We start from the raw sequence: 20,040 nt of genomic DNA, 5'->3' as shown, positions 1-20,040 counted from the left end.
GTTTCGGGCCGTGAAGACCGTAATCTTGCGGCGTCGGTCACTGGTGCGTCTCGGAGAGTAGCGAGTAAGTGTTGGTGAGTGCCGCGACGATGGCGCGGTAGGTAACGGTCGTCCGGGAGGAACTGCGTGCCGAACCCGCCACGGCTGTGGTGGCAGGACATCGATCCGGTCGTGTGGCGATGCTTCGGCCAACCCGAGGACCTGGCGCGCGAGCGCAACACCGCAGTGTTGGCAGCCCTGGAGGAGTTGGCGACACGCGCCCCGATGTCGACGCCGGCCGACATCGCCGCGCAGATGCGCGACGTCGGCTTCCGTGACCAGGTGACCGAATTCGAGCTGCGTGCGGTGCTCGACTATCTGACGAGCGCGCATCTCGTCGAGCCCTTCCGGGACTATGCGGCGCTCAACGCGGGTTTGGATGCGGTGGTCCGCCGGCAGGAGGCCTGGGCGCTAACCAAGATCGGCCGGGCCGTGGTGGCCGCAGTGCGCACGGCTGTCGTCGACTCGCGGCGGGCGTTGCAACTGCCGAGCCGTCTTCTCGACAGCGTCGAACGCACGGTCCGTGATCTGATCGAGCATCTCGCTTCCGACGCTGGGCTCCTACCAACCGACCTGGATGACGTCCGGACGAGGCTGGACGAGATGCAGCGGGTCACCGCCGACTTCTACGCTGCGCTGGCGCAGATGGTGCAGTCCGATGTCACCGATGACCTGCTGTTCGGGGAGAACCGTGATCGTGTCATCGAGGCCCTGCGGCAGTTCCCGCGCGAGTATGGACGAGCGCTCCGCCGGGTCGAGGCGGCCCTGACCGACTTGGAGTCGGCCGGGCACCGGCCGCTGGTCGAAACCGCCGCCATGCACGCCGGACTGCTTGACGCCCGGGATCAGCAGGACTGGATCGACGAGCGGGTGCGTCGGCTCTCTGACCTGGCCGCCTGGTTCGCCCCTTTGGGTTCGGTGCAGCGACTGATCTCCTCGGCGGCCGGCGCCGTGCATACCCTCCTGGTGGCCATCGATCGACGCTACACAGCCCTACGGCGCGGCTCGGATCTGGCCGCCGACTTCCGAGAACTCGCCTACAGCTTGTTCGCCCAGCCGGACGACGAGGCTGCCCGCCGGGTGTACGCGGCCGCGTTCGGCCAATGGCCTGCCGTGCATGGGGTCGTCGGGACGGCCGAAGAAGACGTCGCTCACGCCACCCTGGCAGCCGGTGGGACCAGCCGGCACCAGGTGGATGTGATCCTGCGCGAGCACGAACGCGTCGGTCGCTCCAGCGGCCGTCCCCGCAAGGTCCCGGACGCCGGTGCTGCCCGGGCTGCCGCTCTGGAGAAGGCCGCCGCCACTGCGGCCAATCGGCGGCGCTTCAGCGCGTTGCTGGCCACCGATGGCGAAGTGCCGCTGAGTTATTTCACCGGTCTGGAGACAGCGGCGTTGGTGATCCTGCTCGGCGCGATCGAAGTAGCGCGCAACACGATTGATGTCGCTACCGGATACGGCGAAGTCCATGCCGAGGGTGCCAGCGTGGTCGTCCGGGTCCGGTTGGGCCGCCCCGAGACCCACCTGCCGATCCGGTTTGCCGAAGGGACCCTGGTGGCGCCGGAGCTCTTGATCACCGTGACCCCGACCGAAGCCGCCCAGGATCCGCAGGTCGTAATGACGGAGGGCGCTGCATGACCCAGCGGCTTCTCGACCCGGATCTTGCTGACGCGGCACGCCACCTGATCCTCACCTGCCGGATCTCTTCGGCCGATGATCCGGTTCGTTACCGGGCGGTGCTGCGCGGCCGGCGGGAGATCACCGACTTCTTCCGTACGGAATTAGGGTGGACCCTGCACATTCACGACGTTGGCGGGATGGTGCGCCTGCATAAGCGCCGCGACGATGTTCCCGGGGATCGCGGGCCGCGGCTGCAGCGGCGCAGCGGACGAGGCGAGTTGGCTCCTGCTCAGGTGCTGGTGCTGGCCGCGCTGGTCTGTGAACAGCTGTGGCGGCGTCCGCGGATCAGCCTGCGCGAGCTGTTGCAGTCGGTTGCTCAGGTGTGCGCCGCTGAGGCGGCCACGGGTCGGCTACCGGCTTTCCGGATCGTGGCCGCGGACGGGGTCAGCAAGCGTGAAGCACAGGCCGCACGGGCGAACATCGTGGATGCGATAAAGCTGCTGCAGGTGGACGGGGAGATCGGCGTCGACGCGGACCTGGACCGGGCGGTGACGGACGAGAACGCGGAGGTGTTCATCACCGCTGACCGCGACAGCCTCGCCAACAAGTTCGCCTCGTTGTCTCCGACGCTGTTGTCGTTGAGCGGCCGGGCCCCCGGTCAGCACGTCGCCACGCTGACAGCGGTCTCGCTTCCGGACGCCGAGCCGGACGCCGTCGCGCAACGGCAGGCCAGCGTGGAGGGGCGCCGGCTGACCGCGCTGCGGCGAGTGGCGGACGATCCTGCCGCTGACCCGGAGGACGACCCGAACCCGGTCGGCTACCTCGCCACCTCGACCGGCCGGGAACGCGCGTTGAACCTCGCCGCCGCGCTGGGGCTGGTCGCCAGCGTGCGCCGCGACTGGTGGGAGATCACCGACCCGACGGGAACCGCCTCTGACTCCGACTTCCCGCAGGGCCGCAAGACAGAGCGGCAGGGTGCGCTAGCCCTGCTGTCGCACCTGCCGCACCACGACGCGTCCGAGGTAACCGTCGATGAGATCACGACGTTGTTCGAAGAGATCCGTCGAGACATGCCACGGTGGGCGGCCGGCTACGCCGAACAACTGCCCGTCCTTGCTCGAGCCGCTGCCGCGGAACTGGTCACCGCCGGCCTGCTCCGGGTCACCGGCGACGAAGACCGGTGGCAGATCACACCGGGCGTGCACCTGTGGCGCGTGCGGGCACGGCAAGGCCAGCCCGCCCGTCCGGGCCGGCACCGCACGGAAACTGACTCGGACACGAGGGAGGGGCCGGCGTGACCCTCATCGCGCACCCGGGCAAACAGCCAACCGGAAGCCACGACACCGGCGGCCCGATGTCGGATTGGAACGACGGACCGATCGCCGCCGACAGATGGCAGCCAACCCGAGCCGGTGCGGTGAACTCGTGGGCGTGGACCGACGAGACGCTCATGTTCGCCGACGGCTGGCTGGCGCTGGCCGGGCCGAACGGATCCGGTAAGTCCTTGACGGCCTCAATGCTGGTCACCGTACTGCTCGACGGCGAGGTGTCGCAGAAGGCGCTGTCGGTGTCTGGTGAGGCCGTCGGCACGCTGATCGACCGGCACACCGACCGCAACCCGAAGGAGGATCGCACCGGAGCGTGGTGGCTGGAGTACGGCTACCGCGATAGCGGCACCGGTGATGTTCGCTACCTGACGACCGGCCTGTGGCTGCGCTCGCAGAGCAGCGGCTTGCAGAAGGCGTTCTTCATCATGCCGGGCCGTGTCGGCACCGACCTCTTCCTCGCCCGACAGCGGGATCCGGTACCGATTGAAGGGCTCGCCGAGCAGGTTGGCGCCGCGAGCGGCCGACTGTTCACCTCAACTGACCGTCTCACCTCAAAGGTCCGGGACTATGTGAACCTTGCCGAGGAGAACCAGTACCGCGACGCGATCCGCACGACGCTGTTCGCGCCGTTGGACTCGGTGCAGTTCGACGCTCTCGTCGGAGTGTTGCGCAGCCTGCGCAGCGTCCGCACCGCAGAGGCGATCTCCCCGAACCAGATGCGCGCGGTGCTGACCGAGGCGCTTCCGGCGCTGGATCCCCGAGCGTTGCAGTTCATCGCCGACACCATGGAACGCATCGCCGACCTTGAGGCACAACTGAAGCAAGCCCGTGCCGAGATTCGGCAGCTGGAACAATCAGAGCAGCAGTACCAGCGCTACATCGACGCGATCACCGCCGAGGAAGCCGCCCGACTGGCGAATGCCCAGACGGTCTTCGACGACCACGCCCGTGAAGCGCGTACCGCCGAGCAGCAGTTGGCGGAGGCGCAGACGCAGGCGGTGCGGGTGCAGGCCCGGCGTGAGGAACTGCGCGGCGAGATCGCCGGTGTCCGCGGCCGGCTGCAGGCCGCCGAGGATGCGCTGCGTGACCATGCCGGCGCGGAGCTTCCGCATCTCGAAGAACGCCTGACTGATCTACGCAAGCAGCAATCCGAGCTGGAAGCAGCCGGCCTGGACTTGCAGGAAGAGTCGCAATACGCCGCCCAGCAGGCGCTGGAGTCCGTGGACCAGTTCCGCAACAGTCAGCGCCATCTGACGGGGATCGGCTCACGGCTACGCGCGACAGCCGCCGACGTCGGGGCGCACGCATTCGTCGATCGTCTCACCGAGGTCACCGAACAGGTCACGGCAGCCAACAGCCTCGACCAGGACCTGCCCAAGGTTGACCTCGCCCAGATCGCCGAAACACCCCGCGGCTGGATCGAGACGCGCACGACAACCCTCAACGGCATCGACACCGTCCTGCACGAACACGACATGGCACAAATCGAGCAACGAACCGAAGCCGGGCATCTCCGCACCGCCGAAGAAGCCCAGGATCGTGCCGCCGATCGTGCCGGTGATGCCCGCGCCGAACGTCGCGCCGCCGAACAGGACCTATTCGACGAATTGGACCAGTGGGACAGCCGCCGGGCCCAGCTTCCGTCCGTACCGGCGGACCTGACGACTGATGTCGAGGACCGAATCGACCCCGACCAGTTGGTTGCCTGGCTGCATGAGGCTAAGACCGCAACACGGGAACGGATCGCCCTGGCAGCCCGGGAACAGGACGTCGTGCACGGCACCCGCCTCGTGCAGGTTGCCGAGGGCGCGGCACACCGGGCCGCACAGGCTCGGGATAGGGCCGAACAAGTCGCCGATCAGGCCCAACGTGACCTGGAGGACGCGCAGGCCCAAGCCGACATCGACCGTACGGCCGTCGACGAACAGGCCCGCCAAGCCCGAGCCGACCATGACGCCGACGTGGACGCTGCCCGCGCCATCACCGCCACAGCTGAGCAAGAGCTGGTCGACGGCCGAGTGGACGCCACCCTGGCAGCAACGGAGTGGAACCGTCAGGTGGCTGGGTGGCGCGCCAGGCTCGTCCACCTCGACGGCCGTGTGGTGAACCTGCCCGACGATCCGGATGCCATCGATCTGCGGCAGCCGTTCCTCGATCTGGAACGGGCCCACTCGGCGGCCGTCAGCGGTCTGCAACGCGCGATATCCGAGGCAGGGCGTGCCGTCGATGATGCGGGGCAACGAGTCACCGGGATCGAGGCCGAGCTCGAACAGGCCCGGCAACAGCTGCCGGTGCCGCAAACGCCGCCGTGGCGTGCACCACGCGATCTGGGCCGTGGGGTGCCGTTGTGGGCCGCCGTTGCTTTCGCCGAGCACATCAGCGCGAAGCAGGCCGACCGTATCGAAGGTGCCCTGCTGACCGCGGGCCTGCTCGACGCGCTGATCACCGGGGAGGGCCTGGTCGGCGACGGTGACCTTGTGCTCGCCGGCGACCGTCCCGCCGCCGGGCAGAGCCTCGCCGACATCCTCGTTGCGGAGAACGGCTCGGGCGCCGACCCGCGGCACGTCGAATGGCTGCTGCAGGCCGTCGCCATCGACCTGACCGGCAGCGACCTCAACATCGGGCACCTGCGCACCGGCAACGTGATCGCGTCGGCCCCGCCAAACTACCGAGCCACGTTCATCGGCCGAACCACCCGCGAAAGCGCCCGGCTCGCGCTCGTCGCCGACCTCGAACAGCGACTGGCCACCGCGCGCCAAGATCTCGCTGCTGAGAAGCAGCGCGTTGAACACCTTGAAGCCGCTGTCCGCGCGTCCCGGCGGGAGCGGGATGACTTCCCTCCCGCCGACGCGGTTGCCGTGGCACGCGAGCAGGTCAGCCAACTGCAGCTCGGCGTCGCAAAAGCTCAGCAGCAAACCACGCAGGCACTGGCCACCGCCGCAGCGCAGCTCACCGGCCTGCTCACCGAGTTCGACGCTGCCCGCAACGCCATAGACAGGACGGTGGAAACTGCCCGCCGGCGACTTGAAGAGGCGGCCGGCGCACTAGGACGATCCCGGCAATCCGAGTCCGACGCCGGCGACGCCCTGACCACCGCGCGGAAGGATCTGGCGGAAGCCACCGAGCGACGGGACGAGGCCCGAACGGCTCAGCAACTGTGCACCGCCGAGGAACAGCGATTCCCCGACGTGGAGCAGCTGCGCCGCACCACCCGCGATGAGGACGCCGCCGAACGGGACGAGGCCGCTGCCCGCGCCTCGGTCGACGAGCACCGCCGCCGGCACCAGCAAGCCAGCGACCGCGTCCGCACGGCGCTGCGCGAACTGCATACCGCCGCGACGCTGCCCGACGGCGCCATCCTGCCAACGGACCGAGAAGTGCTACGACGCCACCGGGACTTGGTCGCTAACCTGCTGCAGCAGATCGGGGCCTGGCAGAGCGCCGGGCAGCGAACCCTCGACTTGCTCGCAACAGCCCAGCGCGAGCAGCGGACAGCGGACCGGGTCGCCGGCCGGTTCCAGAAAGCGGTCGCCGCCGCAGACCAGATCCGGCTCACCGCTCAGGAACTGGACGCCCGGATGGAGCAGACCCGAGCGCTGTACGGGGCGGAATACGCCGAGCTACGCCAGACGAAAGACCGGCTCGCCGACGAACTGACCGACAAACTGGCCGAGGTCGAGCGACGCGAGGCCGAATTCCGCACGCACGACAATGCTGCGGTCGCCGCCACCACCACGCTCGACAAGATCGCGCCGCGTCGCCGAGAGGCCGACCAGCACCGCACCGACTGCTTCGATCGAATGTGCCTGCTGATCACCCACGGCTTCGCCGAAGTGCCGGAAACCCTGCCGCGTGATAGCGACAACCGGCCGGCCAACCTGACCGCCGCACTCACCTGGTCGCGTCAACTGCTCGCCGGCAAACCCACCACCAGCGCCCGGCTGGACACCCTGAGGATCGCTCGGGAACGGGTGCAGAAGCAGCTCGAGAGCACGATGCGGTCTGTCAACCAGGCCCTCGCAGAGTTCGATCAGCAGCTCGACAGCACCACCCTCGAGGGCACCGAGTGGCGGCGCATCACGCTCGCCGCACCCAACGCCGCCGTCGGCGAGGACCTGCGGCAAGCCGCCGAGACACTTCGCGCCACAGCCGAAGGCCTCGAACGAGATCTGCGCCAGGACGTCAAAGCGACTCTCAAGACGTCGATGTTCACCCAGCTGCGGCGTGACATCCAGACCCGCCGCGAGGCGGCAAGGGAACTTGTCCGACAGATTCGGGCCACCCTCGAGAACGTCCGGACCGGCGTGGCCCGCGTCGGCGTCCAGGTCGACTGGAAGGTCCGCGACGACGGCAACTCCCAGCAAATGGTCGCTTTGCTCAAAGCGCCGCCCTCCGACGAGGTCTTCGATCAGATGTACGAAATCCTGCGGGAACGGATGGAGGACGCCGGCGAGGAAACCTGGGCCGACCGGGTCGCTCACACCTTCGACTACCGCTCCTGGCACCACTGGGAGATCAGTGTCACGCACAGCAGCTTCGGCGCCGACCAGTTCAAGCCGGTGAACGCCCGGTCCAACCCGCTCAAAGGCCTGTCCACCGGCGAATCCCGACTCGCGACGATGCTCCCGCTGCTGGCCGCCGCCTGGTCGATGTACTCCGGCGACAACTACCAGGGGCCTCGCCTGCTGTCCATCGACGAAATTGACGCCGCTTTCGACGACCGCAACCTGCGCCAGATCCTCACCCTGCTGCGAACCTGGGATTTCGACATCCTCGCGACCACACCCACGATCGCCCCACTGATCAAACGCGAAGCTCAGCACGTCGTCGTCCACGAAGTCATCACCGACGGCCGGCACCGCGTGACCGTTCCGTGGTTGTGGAAGGGCAGCGGGGAACCGACGCCCCTACCCCTCGCCGCACCTACCGCAGACACAACCCCCGGCCGGACACTGAACGATGCCGGCTGACCTCACCTACCTGGCGGAAGACGTCGACCTGCATCCGCTGTGGCGCGCCGTCCACGGACGTCTCTGCGCCGGCACCCGCCCCGAGGCGATCAACACCGTTCGGGTCCTGGCAATGAGCACAGCCGGTATCGCGCAACTGCGGACCTGGCTCGACACCTCCACACGCCGACGCCGCGGCACATCCGCCGTCACCGTGTCCGGCGATACCGCCACGGTCCCGCTGCGAGAACTCCTCGCCGCGCTCGACATCGAACGAGAAACGCTCATCGCACTGGTCGAGAAAGCAGTGGGGGAACCGGTCATCGACCGTAGCGCCGCTACGCTGGCCGCGGCGGACCGTCGTGCGCAGCTGTGGCAGTACGCGACCGAGGGGCTTCCCGACCTTCCGCAGCTCGTCGCCCGGATGCGGGTCACCGGCGTCGGCGAGGACGATACCGAGATCCGGCACAGCATCGCCGCGCTCGCCGCAGCCCTGCGACGCATTCCAGCCCGGCCGCCGGTACCTCTGGCGAAGCTCGCCCACGACATCACCGGCGACCCACATTACTTCGACCTGACCACCCTCAACGGTATCCGCCTCGTGGCTGCAATCGCCGAACGCGCCGGCCAAACCGAGCCGAATCGGCCGGATCTTGTACGCGCGCTGCTGGCCAGCGTCGGTGTCATCGCCGACCGGCTCTCCGCGACCGTCCTGCTCTTCAACGTCGAGGCTGTCGGCGACGGACCGATCGACCGGCGACTGCGCGATTCACCGGCACCTGTGGCGCTCACCCTGCTCGACCTTTTACAACATCCGCCTGTTCTCGCACCGCAAACCCTGACGGTCGTGGAGAACCCGTCGGTCATGGAGATCGCCTTCACGGCCGAGGTGCGGCAACCGATCGCCTGCACCAGCGGCCAGTTGCGCGCGATCGACCATGTGCTATTTCAACTCGCTGTCTCGCACGGCGTGCGTCTGCGGTATGCCGGTGACATCGACACTGCGGGCAGACAGATCGCGGCAGTCGTCGCATCGACCTATGGGGCCGAGTTAATCGCGATGGATGACGACACCGCCTCCGAAGCTCGACATCACCGGCCGGCTACACCTTGGCCTCGGCCGCGCGAAGGGGCGCCGCCCCAGGCGCTCGCTGCCGCAGCGGCCGCTGTCTACCAGGAGCATGACGTTCTCCTCGCGCGAATCCTCGGTGCTCGCCTGCGCTGAAACCCCGCATGCCCCGGCCTCTCGGGTCAGCAGTGATCTTGCCGCCTCGGATTCATAGTTGAACTGAGATCGAATTCCATATTGGACCAGTAGCACTATGAGCGCTGCACTACCAAGAGCTCATCGCGAGCACGGGTTGCCGCCACGTACACCAATGACCGGGCCCGCAGCTCGGCGTCCTGCCGCTCGATGGCATCCAGACCCTTGAGCCTGACCTTCTCGGCAGCCGATTGGGGCCCCCCATCGGCGAGCACAACCTTGGCGAACTCCATTCCCTTAGCCCTGTGCATGGTCATCACCAGCACCCGGCCTTCCCCCGGGCGGTCGCGGTCGACTGCTCGCGCGGGCACGCCGCGCTCGTTGAGCGCGTTGACGACCCGTTCCCGCTGAAACTTGTCGGCTACGAGCACCGCGATCGTCTCGGGTATCGCCCCACTATCGGACCAGGAGCGAATGCGGTCGGCGATGGCGTCGAGTTCGGCGACGAGAGACTCGACGGCTTCCACCGCTGGTGCCGGCCCCGATCGCGCCGAGCGATAGCCGGTAACCTCCGCCTGCTCTTCGAGGTCGACGTAGTCGCCGTCGTCGAGTATGGCCATGGCGTAGCGGAGGTTCTGCGCCGTGGTGCGGTAGTTGAGGCTGAGCCGCTGCGACCGGCCGACAATCTTGATGCCGTACCGGCCCAGCACGGTTCGGCTGCCGTAGATGCGCTGGTGGGAGTCCTCGGCGATGAACAGGTCGTCCTCACCCTCGGCGACCAGGGCACGCAGCATTTGCCAGTGCGTCGGCGACAGGTCCTGACCTTCGTCGACTAGCACGTGGTCGGCCGTGCCGCCGCTGGCTGTCAGGTGGGCGGCAGCGACAGCGGCTGCCTCGGCGAAATCGAGCGTGCCGTCGATGCGACACTGCGCCCGGTAGGCAGCGATCAGCGCCCAGACACTGTCCCGCTTGGCACGGTCGAGGGCGACCCCGCGGCCGGGCCGACGTACTCGGCGATACTCGTTCTCGTTCTTAACCTTGTTGGGCAGGACGATCTGCGCGTATTCGGCGCTGAGGAAGGTCTCGTTGACGATCTCCGAGGGCAGCGGGGTCGCCGATGCTTCGATGACGTCTCGCCACCGGCCGGTCGGAGTCCGGCCGGTGGGGGTGGATCGGGCGTCGCCCAGGACGGCTTGAATGGCATCGGCGATGCCGTCGCCGGCGGCGCGAATGACAGCGGCGGCCAGAGCGTCGACGCTTGTCACGTACACGCCGGATGCCGTGAGCGCGCTAGCCTGCTGAACCGTCGGATCGAGTTGGCCGAGACCGTCGCGCAGCGCGTCTGCCAGGTTCGTGGTGAAGGTCGTCAGCACGATCCGCGCCTCGGGGCGTTCGCGGGCCAGCGCTCGAGCCCGGTGCAAGAGTACTACCGTCTTGCCGGTTCCGGCGCCTCCAGAGAGCCGGAAGGGACCCCGGTAGCGACGGACGGCGTAGTGGCGCTGCTCGGGGTGCAGGAACACCCGCCACGAGCCGAAGTCGCCGTTCTCGATGACCCTGCGGAGTTCCTCCTGGCCGTCGATGAAGGCGAATTGCGCCTGGGCGGCGGGTTGCTGGAGCGACCGCAGCAGGTCGGCGTCGTCGTCGCCGGTCTGCTTGGGCGCTTCAAGGTGCAGCCGTTCGACGATGGTGTCGATTGAGTCCTGGGTGGCGAGGTCCACCAAGAGCAGTCCCAGCCAGCCTTCGTGGCGTTGGGCGAGATCCAGGATGGCATCCTCATTCGGCGCGGCCAGTGCCCGGTCGGCGACGTCGGTGGGGACGCCGAGCCGGTCGACGAGATCCGCGCGGGTCCGCCCGAGCTGAACCATAAGCGGCTCCGCCGGAGTTGGGTGGGATTCCGCCGGCCGAGTTGGGGCAGGAGGGTTGGCAGCCAGCGGCGTAGCGGGTTCCGCCTCTTCGATCTGGGGCAGGCCGTTGATCGGGTTGACCTTGAGGCGGACCCGGGCGGCGACGGTGATCGCGTCGTCGTGGGGCCACACGCCGTGGATGACGTAGTGGCACTCCCCCGCACCATCGAGCCGGAACATCACGGCTCGCCAGAACTGGTCGACCCGACCGGTGCGGACACGGGAATCGGCCGCGCCTGCTATCGGTTCGACGTGCAGGCCTGGCGTGGCATCGTCGGCGGAGAGCTTCTGCAGGAAGGACATCGCCTTCGCCTTAACCGAGCCGTCGATCTTGACAGGCCATTTGGTCATGATGATCGTCGGCATCAGCGCTCCCCGCTGTCGGTGGTGCCGGTCAGTGCCGCGACGATGGCATCCGGGTCTGGCGGCACGACGTGCCATCCGGCAGCACTCAGGTCGGCGCGGTCCTCGTCGGGCATGTCGTACAGGTCCACGGCGATGAGCCGCTGCGGCCAGCAGATGTCTATCGGGATGCCCTGCGGTCCTTCCGCGCCGATCAATGGGGCGTCGAGGCCACCGTGGATGGCGAGGAGTCGGATCAGATCGCGTTCGGTGCCCGGCGCGGCCGACTCGTACGCGGACGCCCAGCTTTGGTCCACGCCATCGGGCAGCCCGTCGGGGCCAGCGGGCTCCGGCCCGGCCGTCGCGGTGGCGGCAAGGCTGCCCGCCCGGCTGGTGGTCGTGATGACGGTAGGCCAGTCGCGCAGGGACATAACGTTCGACAGCTGCAGCCACAGCCGCCAGGCGTCGGCGTGTGCCGCGTCGAGGGCCTGCTCCCGGTCGTCGAGCACGAGCGCGGCGTGCACTGCCGACTTTGTCGGTTCGACGACGACGGCCAGGGCGCCGAACTGCCGTACCAGGAGAGTCCGGTCGCCGGGTGGCAGCTCCTCGCCGAGCAATGCGGCCCGCCCTACTGAAGCGAGGCTGACGCCGTCGCCGCAGGTGCGGCGGGACTTACCATCGACGAGGAACATCGGCACGGCCCGCGCGACGATCCCCAGGTCCGCGGGCTTGGGCGCGGACACCCAGGCGAGCAGCCAGGAGATCGGGTCGGAACGCAGCCCTTCGTACGCGCTCGGCGCGGCCTGGAACGGCGGCTGTTTGATCAGTTTGGCCACCGTCGCCTCGGCGAACCAACCCGGGGCGGTGCTGGTGTCCTGCTCGGCCGCGGTGAGGTCGGCTGCGGTGACGGCTAGGACGATGCGCCCGGTGTCGCGCAGGATCTGTCGTTTCTCGGCGTCCTCGGCGAGCCGGTTGCGGGTCGCGACGGCGTGGAAGGCGTGGCCGTCGGTGAAGACGGCGACGGCCGGCACGGAGGTGTCGTTGGACTCCAGCAGGAAGTCGGGACGGGAGTTCTCGACGTTTACCTGCGGAGTGAGGGTCCACTGCCGGTGGTCGCCGGGCAGGGTGAAACGCAGGGCATTGCCCCAGGGTTTCGGCACCTCGGTGGTGGCCGCCCCGATCGCCTTCAACCGCCGCGCGATGAGTTTGCGGAACCGCTGTTCCAGGTGGGATTCAGGGCTGTCCTGCGGTGGCGTCGTGATGAGCGTCCATGGCGGACCGTCGGGGGTGTCAGCGTCCTCGCCCAAGGCCAGCAGGTGGGCGAGGTGCCGCTCGGCGGCGGCCCGGGAGGTGCGGCGCAACGCGGCGGGCGGGGTGAACGGCAGCAGGCATCGGTGGCAGGCGAGGCGATCCTCGTGGCGGCACTCGCAGTCGTGCACTCGCTGCCAGGCAAGCGCGAGCAGGTCGCGCAGCTGTTGCGGGTCGGCGAGGTCGGCCAGGTATCCGGTGCCACCGGGAACCACGTCGTGCAGCAGCAGCGCGTCGTGATTGTCGGTGCCGTCGCTCAAGGTGGGGTCGACGACATGCTCGACTCGCAAGTGGTCGGGGTGCCCACCGATCTGCTCACGCAGCCCGAGCAGGACCGCTGCCGCCAGGCTCGGCACGGCGAAGTCGTCGCCGAGGGTGACCGCGTACGGCAGGCGCAGCAGCAACCCCTGGGTGCGCAGGGTGCGGGAGAGCGCGACGGCGACCGTGTTCTCCACGGCCGACCTCCGGTACGGGCACCAGGCGCGGTGTTCGTGCGGGCGGTTGCGGCCGGAGTCGGTGTCAAGCTTGCCGCACCCGCTGCACACCCGGAACAACGCTCCGGTGCGTTCGTCGGCCGAGATGATCCTTGACGTGCCGTGTCCGGGTGCGCCGACGTTCAGCCAGCGCAGGTCCATCGTGCGCAGGTAGGTGCAGCCCAACCCGGTGTTCTCGGCGAACCACTTCGCCGCGACACCGGCCGGGTCGATGTCGGCGGCCGTGAAGAGCTGGAAGGGGATGCGGTCGCGCTGATCGCGCCGGTCGGAGATTTTTACTTCGTCACGGCGCACCTCGGCGGAGACGTGGGACAGTTCGACGACGTCAAGACGCTGGCCGGTGTCAGCGATGCCGGTGCTGCCACACCGCGGACATTTGGTGATCTGCTGTTCCCGCCCGGTGGCGGCAATGTCAGCCGCGTAACCACAATCGGGGCAGAACACCCAGGGGCGAATGGATTCACCGTCGATGCCAAGGTCGATTGCGTTGACGGCAATCTCCCAGCCGCGGGCGTAGAAGGTGGCGCCTGGTGCGAATTCGCGGATCGCCTGCGCCGAACCGCGCTGAAACTGGGCGCTGTCACTCTCGAACTCGCCGGAGTCGGGGTTGGTCCAGCTGATCCCGACAGCGAGGGTGACAGTGTCGTCGAGCAGCGTGTAGTTGGGCAGCAGGCCGTGTTCCTCCAGCACGCTGATCCAGTATTCGCCGCGCAGGTGCCCGAGCTGCCCGCCGATCAGCTTGCGGGTGGTCTTGGCCGAACGCAGGGCGCGCTTGTCGTCATCGGTGACGGCCGGGGACGCGGCCTTGGCCTCGAGTTCAGGCAACACCTTGTTGATCTCGGTCTGGCGCCGTCTCAGCGTCTCAACGGTCTGCTGCCAGCGCCGGCTGGCCGCGTGTACGTGCCCGGCGAACAGGCTGGTGCCGACTCCGACTACCGGGTTGACCCAGTCGGTGAGCGCATCGACCGTGGGCTTCGGCAGGGACCCGATGGTGCCGGTGAACCGGCGCACCGCGTCGGTGCCGCCCGCCTCGGCCACGGCGATGAGTTCGCCGAGGAACGAATCCGGCTCGCTGGACCCGATGGCCTGCTGTGCGCTGTTCGGGTGGATGTACCGGTCGTCGCGGGCCATGCCGTCGACGAGGAAGGCTGTGAACTGCCGGCGCAGAATCTCCTCGGCGCTCAGGTAGGTGGCGGGCGGGCGGACCTCACCGTTGATAACCGACAGTGGGTCACCGAGCTTGGGTAGCTGGTCGCCGCGTCCCGTCAGGTAGGCCAGGTTGAGGGCGTTGCCGGTGATGCGCCCGGCCCGCCCCACCCGCTGAAGGTAGGACGCGACGGTACGGGGCAGCGACGAGAGCAGGACCGTGGACAGGTCGCCGATGTCGATGCCCATCTCCAGGGTGGGGGTGGCCACCAGCACGTTGGGCGCGTTCGGCTCGGTCGCCGACCTCTTGAAGCCCTCCTCGTAGCCCAGCCGGGTGGCGTCGTCGAGCAGGCTGGTGTGCTCACGGGCGACGATTCGGCGCATGTCCGGGGAGGCGTACAGCCGGCGGTAGAAGTTGTCGGCCAGGGCGTCCCGGATCAGCCGGCCGTGGCAGCGCACCAGCATGCACGGTGCCCCGTCGAGCTGGTCGACGGTGGTGCGGCTGCCCGGCACCAACGCCCGACAGGTGTCGCACGCCAGCAGGTGGCGCTTGGCGGTCAGGTCGTCGAGTCGGGCCGGTGCGACCACGACGCCGGATGACGGGATCGCGTAGACGGTGGCACCACTCTGGCTGGTGACCGTGGTGAGGACACCGTCGCGGGCGAGGCGGTCGAGCAGCAACCGGGCGAGCCGTCCGCCGTCGGCCGGGCTGACCGAAAGCGCCCGGGAGGTCCAACGCGCATACCAGGACTGGGCCGGGGTGACGGCGTCCAGGTCGCTGTCCCGGACCGGATTGGCGGAGCCGCCGACGCGCGGATAGCTGGGCGCGGGCCGCGTGTTGGGAAAGGCGGGCATGCCATCGCCTCGGGGCCGCCCGCCCCAGATGGACCAGCGGTTCCCGTCCTCCTGACGGAACGTGGTGAACCAGGGATGGTCGATGGCGCCCTGCACCCGCATCCGGTCCAGTACGCCGCGCACCCACCGCACAAGCGCCTCGCCGGTCGGCTCGGCGTTGTCCGCACCGAGTGCATCCTGCCCCGCGAACCCGGTCAGGACGGTTCGGGCCGCGGCGGCCATCCTGTTCGGTGGGCCGGCATCCACCTCGACGGTGGCGGCGCCGGTCAGTTCGAGGGTCCGGCCGGTGCGCGAGTTGAGCCCGAACTCCATGGCCACGTCGAGGGCGAGCCGTTTCCGGACCCGGGACATCACCCGGGCGGGCACACCTCGCAGCGTCTTCGACGTCCAGAACGGGGCGAACGACTCCCGGTCGACGCAGTCAGGGCCGAGTAGGCGGTAGCGCTGGAAGTTGTCCTCACCGGTGCGGCGAATCGCGTCCTCGACCAACGCGTCCAGGGTGAGGGTGCCGGGGGCGATCGCGGCGTTGAGCGCGGCCCGCAGGGTCAAGGTGTGCGATCGGGCCTCCACGAAGCCCGCCCGGTGCGCGGCGTCCTGCACCGAGTCGGTGAAAACCAGGGCCTTCTTTTCCTGTACGTCGAGAGCCGCCGACCCAAAGAAGGTGGACAGGGACACCGACAGCAGGGTGGCGATGGCGCTACCGAGGAACCGGATGCCGTCCGGCTGGGCACAGGACGGGCAGGTGTCGTCGCGCGCGTGCTCGTCGGCGTCGCGACCGACGGTGGTGAGCACCGGCAGGATCCACCCGTCGCGCAGGTCCGAGTCATCGTCGGACGGGGCGGCGGCGAGCAGCTCCCGGCCGCGTACCGAGAACCAGGCCAACCCGTCGGGCTGCGCGTTCCCGTCATAGGCGGCGCTGGCCTCGACCTGCGCGTACAGCAGGGCCCGGAAGCGCCCTTCGCGGGTGGCGTGGTTGCGCCGGATGGTTTCGTCGTCGGCGGCCAGGCCGGTGCCGACCGGCGCGAGCGCGACACCCCAGCCGGATCGGCCGCAGAACCGGCAGTAGACGGCGGGGAACGACGGCCGTATGTCCTCGGTGTCGCCGCCGGCCACTGGCGGCCCATCGTCGCCCCAGAGGAACCGGGCGGTGGTGTCGGCGGCCCGGTCGATGCGGGTCAGTTCGCGCACCCACAGGTGCACGTCGACGGCGAGCGCGTCCCGTCCGGCGACCGCCCGGATGTGCCCGAGAGCCGCCACCACAGCCGATATCGCCTCCGACCAGTCGGTGTCGAAACCGCCCGCTGCGAGGCGGGAGGTGCGCCGAGTGGGCTGGCCCGCGATTCTGCGGACCAGGTCGTCGACGCTTACCGCGTCGACGGTCTCGTAGGTGAGTTCCTGCACCAGAGGGTGCGCTTTCGCCAGGGCGAGCAACAGGTCCGGCCCGGCCGCCGCGAGCCGGTCACGGTCCCCGGACCAGAGCAGACCCAGGATGGTACGGGCGAGAGCGGCGCCGTCCGGGTCGGCACCGAGCGCTTCGACGCACGCGCGTACCCTGTCGGCCCGGAACTCGTCGGCGACGGTGAACCCGGCGGCGGCGACGACGGTTTCCGCGTCATCGACCCACTCGGCGAGGTCCTTGCGGGTCTCGGTCACCACCGCGTCGGCGGGGAACGGCTCCCCGAACACGGTTTCGGCGAAACCGAGCATGGCGCCCGGATCCCCCTTGTCGCCAAGGGTCGCCGATGTCGCCACCGGCGTCATCAGCCCCAGCGGCCGGGATCGCGCGGCTTCGGTGACGGCCGGATGATCTGCAGGCCAATGACTCTTCAGCGCCAGCCCGAGACGGCGCAGCAGCATGGCCACGTCGGTGCCCTGCGCGCCGTCGTAGGTGTGGAACTCGTCGAGCACCAGGTAACGCAGGCTGGTTGCGGACTGCTCCCACAGCCTCCGGTCCTGGTGGCGCAGCAGCAACTGGTCGAGCATCTTGTAGTTGGTGAGCAGGATGTCGGGCGCGGTGTCCCGGATAATCCCCCGATCGGTGATCAAACCGTCGGCGGTGACCATCGTCCGCGGCCGACCCTTCTCCCCGGTGTAGAGCGCCGCGGTGATCGACGCCAGCTCGGGGTGGCCGGTCAGCAGCCCGGTGAGGCGGCCGGCCTGGTCGTTGGCGAGCGCGTTCATCGGGTACAGGATCAGCGCCTTGATCCCGGTGACGCCCTCCAGCCGAGCCCGGCGCACATGGTCCAGGATCGGATACAGGAACGCCTCGGTCTTGCCCGAGCCGGTGCCGGTGGTGACGAGCGTCGGCTGCGGACGCCGCCCGCCCAGGGAGGTCAGCCGGGCGAACGCGGCGGCCTGATGACCGTACGGGTCCGGGCCCGCGTACCAGTCGAGGTGCTGCCGCCAGCCCTCCTCGGCGGGCCGGAACGGCAACCGCAGGCGCACGTACGGGCCCTTGAACATGCCGGTTATCGGATCGGACAGGAACGTGTCGAGGCCGTCGCGGGCATCGGTGTCGGTCAACGCGAACGTCGTCGTCAGATAGTCGACGAGGCTGTCTCGGACGTTCGCCGCCTGGACGGTGGGCAGCAGTTCGGTCACGAACGCTCCCGCCGTACGCATTCGAAGTATGCATACGCTTCGCGTAATTCGCGCTCTCGATTGAGAGCGACGAACGGTAGAGAGTAGATTTGTTCAACCCCGGACGGGAGCCTTACAGTTCGTTCGTCCAGTGCCATCGCCTCGCCCTTCTTCCGCCAAAGGGACAATACGGCGCTCGGCACCCTCCGGCCGCGAGAATCATAATAGTATCTATCGCTGTCATACTTTCTTAGCACACCGAACTGAGATCTATAAATAGTGCATAGATCGTCTACACTTAACCCTGCCGACAAGGCAACGATTGCATCAATTTCTATTGATGCACGACGCCTGTCCGCCGCCATTCTGAGCGGCGAGTTTGAATTCCATTCAGATGCGATATCGCCTAATGCTGGTCGCGCTCTTAAGTAAGATTCCCCAGACCAATCACACACGACAAACGAGTCGTCCCACACCTCAGACCATAGCTCTCGATACGCTGAAGTAACCGCATTTAGCCGCAGTACTCGCACTCGAAGATCACTCTCCAGCGCGGCGTCCGGCGCGAATGGCAGGCGATCAATGATGCTGCGAGGAATGCTGGACTTGGGCGCAGAGCGAACGATAAAGTCTAACAATAGTGAGGAGAGCCATCCGGCGACGTCCACTAATGTCCCCAGACTCCCGCCCGGCAGGCCCGCTGAATAGACGCTCTGAGTAAGGTGTGTTGGACCCGGCGGGATAATGGCCGGAATCAGTGTTCTTTCGTTAGCTGGACGAGCCATACTACGCCAAGCAACGCGATAGAAATCTGCAGCCGATCGGTCCCCCCACTGCACGTAGCCATCGACGAAGGACTTCCTATCCTGGATTATCTCGTACTTGCTGGGAGGAACATATGTCGGAGGAAGAGACTCCAATTCGACCGGGCTCCAGTCTCGGTTACTGGACAACGTCGAATTCGGAATCTTCGCCAAAGGTAGGCAAACCGAAAGATTCGGGCCCTGAAGTATCACGTCTTCCCAAGTTGAACGCTCGCCCCAGCTTTCAATGAATCTACCGCGCCTTTCATCCGCGGTCTCATCCCACCCCAGCGAATGCTTCAGTCCGACGCGAGAAACGCGAGGAAGGCTCGTAGCGACTTCCAAGGCACTGGAGGCAGCTTTATTAACTACATAAAGCATACGCGCGGAGCGCGCACCCAACCCGTCATCGAGGAGCTCACCCCACGTCTCAAGGGTTCTATCCGTCACTTCGATTACCCGGTTGGCATGTGGGCGCAAGTCCCAACTACCCTCATCGTCCTTCAAACCCGGCTCCGGCCCACTGCCGTCGTGCTTCAAAGACCTTGCGATCGTCGATGGATGGTATAGTGCTGCCGCCTGCAGGAAGCGGATGCTCTCTCGATCCCTCCCGTACACGTGCACTCCGAATACCATCTTATTACCGATTTCGAACAGCTTCAACTCGTTGCTAAACTGCCAGTGTCGCCTGAGCCTTCGGTATGCCTCCTGCCGCAGCAGGCTTGCGCGTTCATCAGTGAAGTGTGACTCAGGGTGAATTAATGCCATAATTCCACTGGCCGAGCCATTGCGCCAAACCTGATCCATAAAGCAGCGATACAGATCCGACCTCAGCCCCTTTAGTACTCCAGCAGGAGATCCGTTCTGACCTGCTGTGGTGGTGTGGTTTTGTCCGTGGGCATGAAGCAGCCACCGCTGAGTCTCGTGGTTGTGTGGACCAAAGATGCGGCGGTGGCTGCCGCCTACAGAGTAGACGTCGAGCGATGGTCTGGGCTGTTCGACGAGCTGATGGACGTGGTCGGGTCGCGTTTCGGCAGGCCTGAGCCCCGCCGGCGGGTGCGGGACTTTATGGCCGGGCTGCTGGCGCCGCTGCCGACCAAGAACTGTTGGACGATCGCGGAACACGCCGGTGACGACGGTCCGGCAGGGATGCAGGACCTGATCGGGCGGTCCAGGTGGGACGACGCGCAGGTCCGCGCCGATGTGCGGGATTTCGTCGCGGTCAAGCTCGGGCACCCGGACGGTGTGCTTCTGATCGACGAGACCGGGGATTTGAAAAGGGCGTGCACACCGTGGGGGTGCAACGGCAGTACTCCGGCACCGCCGGGAAGATCGAGAACTGCCAACTCGCGGTGCACCTGTCGTATGCCTCACCGGCCGGGCACACCCTGCTCGACGTCGCTCTCTACCTGCCGAAAGCGTGGACCGACGATCCCGCGCGACGGACGGAGGCCGGGGTGCCCGACACCGT

At 67.8% G+C, this 20,040-nt stretch carries 6 protein-coding genes and 1 pseudogene; 5 read left to right on the top strand and 2 right to left on the bottom strand.

The window, feature by feature from the left end; translation table 11 throughout:
* Positions 1 to 126: 126 nt before the first annotated feature.
* From ABZU91_RS08205 to ABZU91_RS08190, 4 genes are read left to right on the top strand one after another with little or no spacing between them, the layout of a single operon-like run.
* Entirely contained in the window at positions 127 to 1,674 is a 1,548-nt protein-coding gene (locus ABZU91_RS08205) for a DUF2397 family protein (protein WP_355101609.1), read from the top strand.
* Positions 1,671 to 2,954, top strand: coding sequence for a DUF2398 family protein (locus ABZU91_RS08200; RefSeq protein ID WP_355101608.1), 1,284 nt, complete (start codon positions 1,671 to 1,673; stop codon positions 2,952 to 2,954). Before ABZU91_RS08205 ends, ABZU91_RS08200 begins: the two co-directional genes overlap by 4 nt.
* Positions 2,951 to 7,954 carry an SbcC/MukB-like Walker B domain-containing protein gene (locus ABZU91_RS08195; protein WP_355235798.1) on the top strand — a complete coding sequence of 1,668 codons (5,004 nt, stop codon included), beginning with the start codon at positions 2,951 to 2,953 and terminating at the stop codon, positions 7,952 to 7,954. The genes ABZU91_RS08200 and ABZU91_RS08195 overlap by 4 nt, the downstream gene beginning before the upstream one ends.
* Positions 7,944 to 9,158, top strand: a complete 1,215-nt coding sequence (locus tag ABZU91_RS08190) for a TIGR02679 domain-containing protein (protein WP_355235795.1) — start codon at positions 7,944 to 7,946, stop codon at positions 9,156 to 9,158. The genes ABZU91_RS08195 and ABZU91_RS08190 overlap by 11 nt, the downstream gene beginning before the upstream one ends.
* Before the next feature lie 95 nt (positions 9,159 to 9,253).
* On the opposite strand, the gene ABZU91_RS08185 is transcribed toward ABZU91_RS08190, so the two are convergent.
* Together ABZU91_RS08185 and ABZU91_RS08180 are read right to left on the bottom strand one after the other, a co-directional pair.
* Positions 9,254 to 11,407 (bottom strand): UvrD-helicase domain-containing protein, encoded by a 2,154-nt coding sequence (locus ABZU91_RS08185; protein ID WP_355235792.1) that lies wholly within the window; start codon positions 11,405 to 11,407, stop codon positions 9,254 to 9,256.
* Complete coding sequence (locus ABZU91_RS08180) at positions 11,407 to 17,787, bottom strand: DEAD/DEAH box helicase (protein WP_355235789.1); 6,381 nt, start codon at positions 17,785 to 17,787, stop codon at positions 11,407 to 11,409. Before ABZU91_RS08180 ends, ABZU91_RS08185 begins: the two co-directional genes overlap by 1 nt.
* Positions 17,788 to 19,577: 1,790 nt before the next feature.
* On the opposite strand from ABZU91_RS08180, the pseudogene ABZU91_RS08175 reads away from it, so the two are divergent.
* A pseudogene (locus tag ABZU91_RS08175) lies at positions 19,578 to 20,040 on the top strand (transposase); the annotation flags it as partial.

This window comes from Micromonospora sp. NPDC005174 (genome assembly GCF_040608495.1).
Taxonomy (GTDB): domain Bacteria; phylum Actinomycetota; class Actinomycetes; order Mycobacteriales; family Micromonosporaceae; genus Micromonospora.
Note: the sequence above shows the minus strand (reverse complement) of the source record. Positions and strands in the feature narration are given on the sequence as shown.

Excerpts from the sequence above, each read along its gene's own strand:
- ABZU91_RS08190 (WP_355235795.1), top strand. The coding sequence starts at position 7,944 with ATGCCGGCTGACCTCACCTACCTGGCGGAAGACGTCGACCTGCATCCG.
- ABZU91_RS08185 (WP_355235792.1), bottom strand. The coding sequence starts at position 11,407 with ATGCCGACGATCATCATGACCAAATGGCCTGTCAAGATCGACGGCTCG.
- ABZU91_RS08200 (WP_355101608.1), top strand. The coding sequence starts at position 1,671 with ATGACCCAGCGGCTTCTCGACCCGGATCTTGCTGACGCGGCACGCCAC.